Origin of the sequence: Comamonas sp. (genome assembly GCF_036643215.1) — a bacterium.
In the GTDB taxonomy this organism is placed as follows: domain Bacteria; phylum Pseudomonadota; class Gammaproteobacteria; order Burkholderiales; family Burkholderiaceae_C; genus Comamonas.
In genome coordinates this window covers 1-4,469 of the sequence record NZ_JAVXSJ010000069.1, presented here as the reverse complement: position 1 = coordinate 4,469, position 4,469 = coordinate 1, and the positions used below count along the sequence as shown (strand labels likewise).

Annotated in this window: 3 protein-coding genes, 1 tRNA gene and 1 pseudogene; 2 read left to right on the top strand and 3 right to left on the bottom strand. The window is 58.8% G+C overall.

What is annotated here, in order from left to right; genetic code table 11:
• The first annotated feature begins 133 nt into the window (after positions 1-133).
• Positions 134-1,111: a c-type cytochrome gene (locus RSF91_RS19510; protein WP_332569960.1), complete on the top strand. Its 978-nt coding sequence runs from the start codon at positions 134-136 to the stop codon at positions 1,109-1,111.
• Positions 1,112-1,322: 211 nt separating this feature from the next.
• On the opposite strand, the gene cyoE is transcribed toward RSF91_RS19510, so the two are convergent.
• Both cyoE and RSF91_RS19500 read right to left on the bottom strand, forming a co-directional pair.
• Positions 1,323-2,228 (bottom strand): heme o synthase, encoded by a 906-nt coding sequence (cyoE, locus tag RSF91_RS19505; RefSeq protein ID WP_099736741.1) that lies wholly within the window; start codon positions 2,226-2,228, stop codon positions 1,323-1,325.
• A 25-nt stretch (positions 2,229-2,253) separates the two neighbouring features.
• On the bottom strand, positions 2,254-3,432 hold the full coding sequence (locus RSF91_RS19500) for a COX15/CtaA family protein (RefSeq protein WP_332569959.1): 1,179 nt from the start codon (positions 3,430-3,432) through the stop codon (positions 2,254-2,256).
• A 493-nt stretch (positions 3,433-3,925) separates the two neighbouring features.
• On the opposite strand from RSF91_RS19500, the gene RSF91_RS19495 reads away from it, so the two are divergent.
• Positions 3,926-3,999: transfer RNA gene (locus tag RSF91_RS19495), tRNA-Gly, on the top strand.
• A gap of 24 nt (positions 4,000-4,023) precedes the next feature.
• On the opposite strand, the pseudogene RSF91_RS19490 reads toward RSF91_RS19495, so the two are convergent.
• Positions 4,024-4,469, bottom strand: a pseudogene (locus RSF91_RS19490) (hypothetical protein); the annotation flags it as partial.

Below are 4,469 nucleotides of genomic sequence, written 5' to 3'. Positions count from 1 at the left end.
CTGATGGGCGCTGTGGCCAAGAAGCTCTCGGCGGATGACGTCAAGGCTGTCGCTGCGTACTACCAGCGTCTGCATAACCCAGCCGCTGCTGCACCTGCAGCACCCGCCAAACCTTAAGCCTCGGGAGTTGACTATGTCGGAACAACAAAAAACGGCTTCCAAAAGCTCCAATCTTGCTGAATACGCCGTGGTGGCGTGCATGTTCGCTGGCCTGGGTGGTGCGCTCTGGTATGGCATGAGCGTGAGCAGCCCCAAAAAGGCTGAAGAGCCTGCCAAGATTGCCGCGCCTGCGGCAGACGCCAAGGCGGTGGCCGTGGTGGCCAAGCCTGGAGCGTTCACGCCCCCAGGCGAAACAGACATGCCTGAAGGCCCCATGGGCGAGTGGATTCGCCGTGGCGAAGCCATCTTCACACGCACGCCTACCAATGCCGTGGGCTTCTCGGGCAACCCCCTGAGCTGCACCAACTGCCACCTGGATGCCGGTCGCCTCAAGGGCGCAGCGCCCATGTGGGGCGCGTACCCCATGTACCCGGCCTATCGCAAGAAGACCGACCACGTAGACACCTTTGCCGAACGCGTGCGCGGCTGCTTTATGTACTCCATGAACGGCAAGGCGCCTGATGACGGCCATGACGTGCTGGTGGCGCTGGAGTCTTACGCTTACTGGATGGCGCAAAAGGCCCCCACAGGCGAAAAGCTGCCCGGTGCAGGCTTCAAAAAGGCAGGTGAACCCCAGGAAAAGCCCACGTACGAAGCCGGTGCCAAGGTTTATGAAGCCAAGTGCGCGCTGTGCCACAGTGCGGACGGCAAGGGCCAGTTTGTCGGTGATGTCGCCGTGTTCCCGCCACTGTGGGGCAAGGACTCCTACAACTGGGGCGCTGGCATGCACGACATCGACAAGGCTGCCAACTTCATCAAGAACAACATGCCCTACGGCAATGCGACACTGAGCGATCAGGAAGCATGGGACGTGGCAACCTTCATCAACAGCCAGGAACGCGGCCAAGACCCCCGCTTCAATGGCAACTTGAAGGCCACGGCTGAACAGCACCACGGCAAGTTCTCCATGTACGGCAAGGAAGTGAACGGCAAGGTGCTCAAGGGTCTGTAATCAGGCACTTGATCGGGTTTACCGGATATGAACCCAAGGCCAGCTCTGCAGAAGAGCTGGCCTTTTTTGTTTTAGGACTTTCAGGCCTCTAGCCTAATACCATCAAGCGCAAGCAGCTCATCTTTTGATAGTGATTGAAGATAGCGATTGAATTCACTAGACGTAAAAAAGCCCGGCGAACCGGGCTTCTTCAGGTACATGGCTAAAAAGCTCAAGCCATGAACAAGTAGTGATCGACGAGCAGAGCCAGAAACAGCAGGCTCAGGTGAATCAGTGAAAAGCGGAAGGTACGGCGCGACAGCTCATCCGAGTAGTTGCGGTACAGAGCCACGGCGTAGCCAATAAAGCCAGCGCCCAGAACCACGGCGGCAAACAGGTACAGCCAGCTGCTCATTCCATACATAAAGGGGAGCAGACCAGCGGCAAACAGCACCACGGTGTAGAGCAGAATCTGCAGGCGCGTGTATTCGCTGCCATGGGTCACGGGCAGCATGGGCAGGCCGGACTGGCGGTAGTCTTCCACACGGTACAGAGCCAACGCCCAGAAGTGCGGCGGGGTCCACAGGAAGATGATGAGGAACAGAATCAGCGCCTCGGGGCCCACATTGCCCGTCATCGCGGCCCAGCCCAGCACGGGAGGCATGGCACCCGATGCACCGCCAATCACAATGTTTTGCGGCGTTGCAGGTTTGAGCACCACGGTGTAGATCACGGCGTAGCCCACAAAGGTGGCCAGCGTCAGCCACATGGTCAGCGAATTGGTCCAGACCCAGAGGATCGTCGCGCCAAGCATGCAAAGAATGGCCGAGAAGGCCAGTGCCTGCTGGCTGGACAACTCGCCACGCGCGGTGGGTCGCCAGGCGGTGCGCTTCATCTTGGCATCGATATGGCGCTCTACCAGACAGTTGAAGGCGGCGGCGGCGGCGGCCACCAGCCAGATGCCGATGCAGGCAACGCCCATATGTACCCATTGGGCGGCAGTCGGCCAGCCGGGAACAGCCAGCACCATGCCAATCAGCGCGCAAAAAACAATCAGTTGCACCACGCGCGGCTTGGTCAGCGCATAGAACTGGCTGACTCGCGAGGTGTTGTCCAACAAGGCTTCACTTTGACTCATGCAATCACTCTTTGTGCGCTATGCCTCAGGCAGGGCGGCGCGTCATTTCAGGTCGGTTGGTAGCAACGGCATCAGTGCGCGTCACAGCCAGACTCCAGACCACAATCGTTACCAGGGCCGCGGCTCCACCAGTGTGAAGCACGGCCGCAACCAAGGGCCAGTCCAAGACCACGTTGGACAGACCCGTTAAAACTTGTAGCACTACAAAAAAGCCCAGCAGGCGGCGCTGCTTGGCCAGTGCCGGCGCGCGGCGCAGTGCCCACCACAGGCCCGCAAGGGCTGCCACCACCACATAAGCCGCCAGGCGGTGGGTGTAGTGAATGGCGGTCAGTGCTTCAAAGCTGATGTTGCTGCCATCTTTGAGCAGGCCCAGCGGGCGCCAGATCTGCAGCGCCTCGCCAAAATTCATGGCAGGCCACCAGCTACCCTGGCAGTTGGGGAAGGTCGTGCAGGCCAGTACGGCGTAATTGGTGCTGACCCAGCCGCCCAGACTGACCTGAATTACCAGCAGAGCCAGGCATAGCCACAGCGCAGCACGTAAGCCCTTGGCAATGAAGGCCGGTGTCTGGCCCGCTTGCTTCATGCTCAAGGCCGAAGCCGGAATCGCCAGTAATGCCAGCAGGCCTGTTCCGCCCAGCAGGTGCAGCGTGACAATGGCCGGAAACAGCTTCATCGTTACTGTCAGCGCGCCAAAGGCGCCTTGTATGCAGACCCAGACCAGCGTCACTGTTGGCCACCAGGGGTTCAATGCGCCCTGTGCGGCTTCAGGTTGGCCTGCACGACGAGCGGCTCGGGCTTGCTTCCACGACATCACGGTCATCGCAATGATGAGCACGCCCACGGTGGTTGCCAGATAGCGGTGAATCATCTCCACCCATGCTTTGCCGTGGGTGACAGGGCCACTCGGCATGGCAGCCTGCGCCTCTGAAATCTGTGCGTGCGCCGCAAGAGGGCTTGAGCTGCCATAGCAGCCGGGCCAGTCAGGGCAGCCCAGACCGGAATCCGTCAAGCGCGTGAAGGCACCAAACAGCACCAGATCAAAAGTCAGAAACAGCGTCAGCACACACAGCGCCTGCAGTCGCTTGCTAGGCCCCGTGCCGCGATTACGCCACCACACCCAGCACAGCGGGCCGAGTGCCAGAAGCAGGCCAAACGCCATCAGCTCCAGCGCCGGAGCTAGGTCATACAACTGCTGTTCAGTCACGCGCGGCCCTCGTGCATCGGCGCACTGGCCTCCCTGAGGTGGTCAGCAGGCAAGTCGAAATTGCAAAAGCAGATCAGCATGGTGGGGCAGGCGCGGGCTAAAGCTTTGTTGGTGTTTTCAGAAAGTATTGAAGATCCAGGTCAAGCGCTGCATGGGATAAAACCTGCATGACTTGGTGTCGAGTCTGGCGAGCAACGGCGTTGCCCGTTGCGAGATGACTGAAACAGTCGCTGAATGCAGGCTCTTTGATCCCGCACAATTTTACCCGTGTGATTTGTGGCAATGCAGCATATCTTTCAGTGCCCCTAATAAAGCCGTGGAACGCAAGCAGCGCAGGCCGCATTTACGGGAAATTACGGGGTTAAAAAATGGGCAGCACGGCTGATTTGCGACGCCAGCGTTTCAGGCTTGTTATACGATTGGTTACTGCTTCACGGCTTGCTACCGTGATTGCATTCAGCGGCAACTACCCTGCGTAGTCTTGCCCGGCAATGCGGGCGTCGTTCAGTGGCAGGACTTTTGCTTCCCAAGCAAATAACGTGGGTTCGATCCCCATCGCCCGCTCCAATATTTCCAAATAAAAACAAAGACTTAAATTGATCTTTGTTTTTTCAGGGGAGTCCCGGGGGAGTTTTGTCCAATGAAGGACTCTAATTTCGCCTGTTCGATGTCCCCCTGTCCGTCGTCTAGCCACTTGGAATAGACGTTCAAAAACATCTCCACAGAATGTCCCATCTGCTTGGCCGCATAGGCTGGCGTAGCACCCGCCATCAGCAGCATCGTCGCATAGGTATGGCGCATGTTGTTGGGCGGGCGGTAACGAATGCCAAGCGCTTTGAGCATGGGAACCCAGAAAGGGTTGCGGAACCTCTTGTCATCTACCCAGGGCTCACCATGGGTCGGATCGACAAAGACGGTTTCGGCGTCTTTCGGGGTAGCTTGGCTCATTGCGGCACCAGCCATGGACACGATGTTGCTTCTGGGTGGCGTTGTTGCATAAATCAGTCTGCGCGAGCCGCTAGGCTCGCCGCATGAGC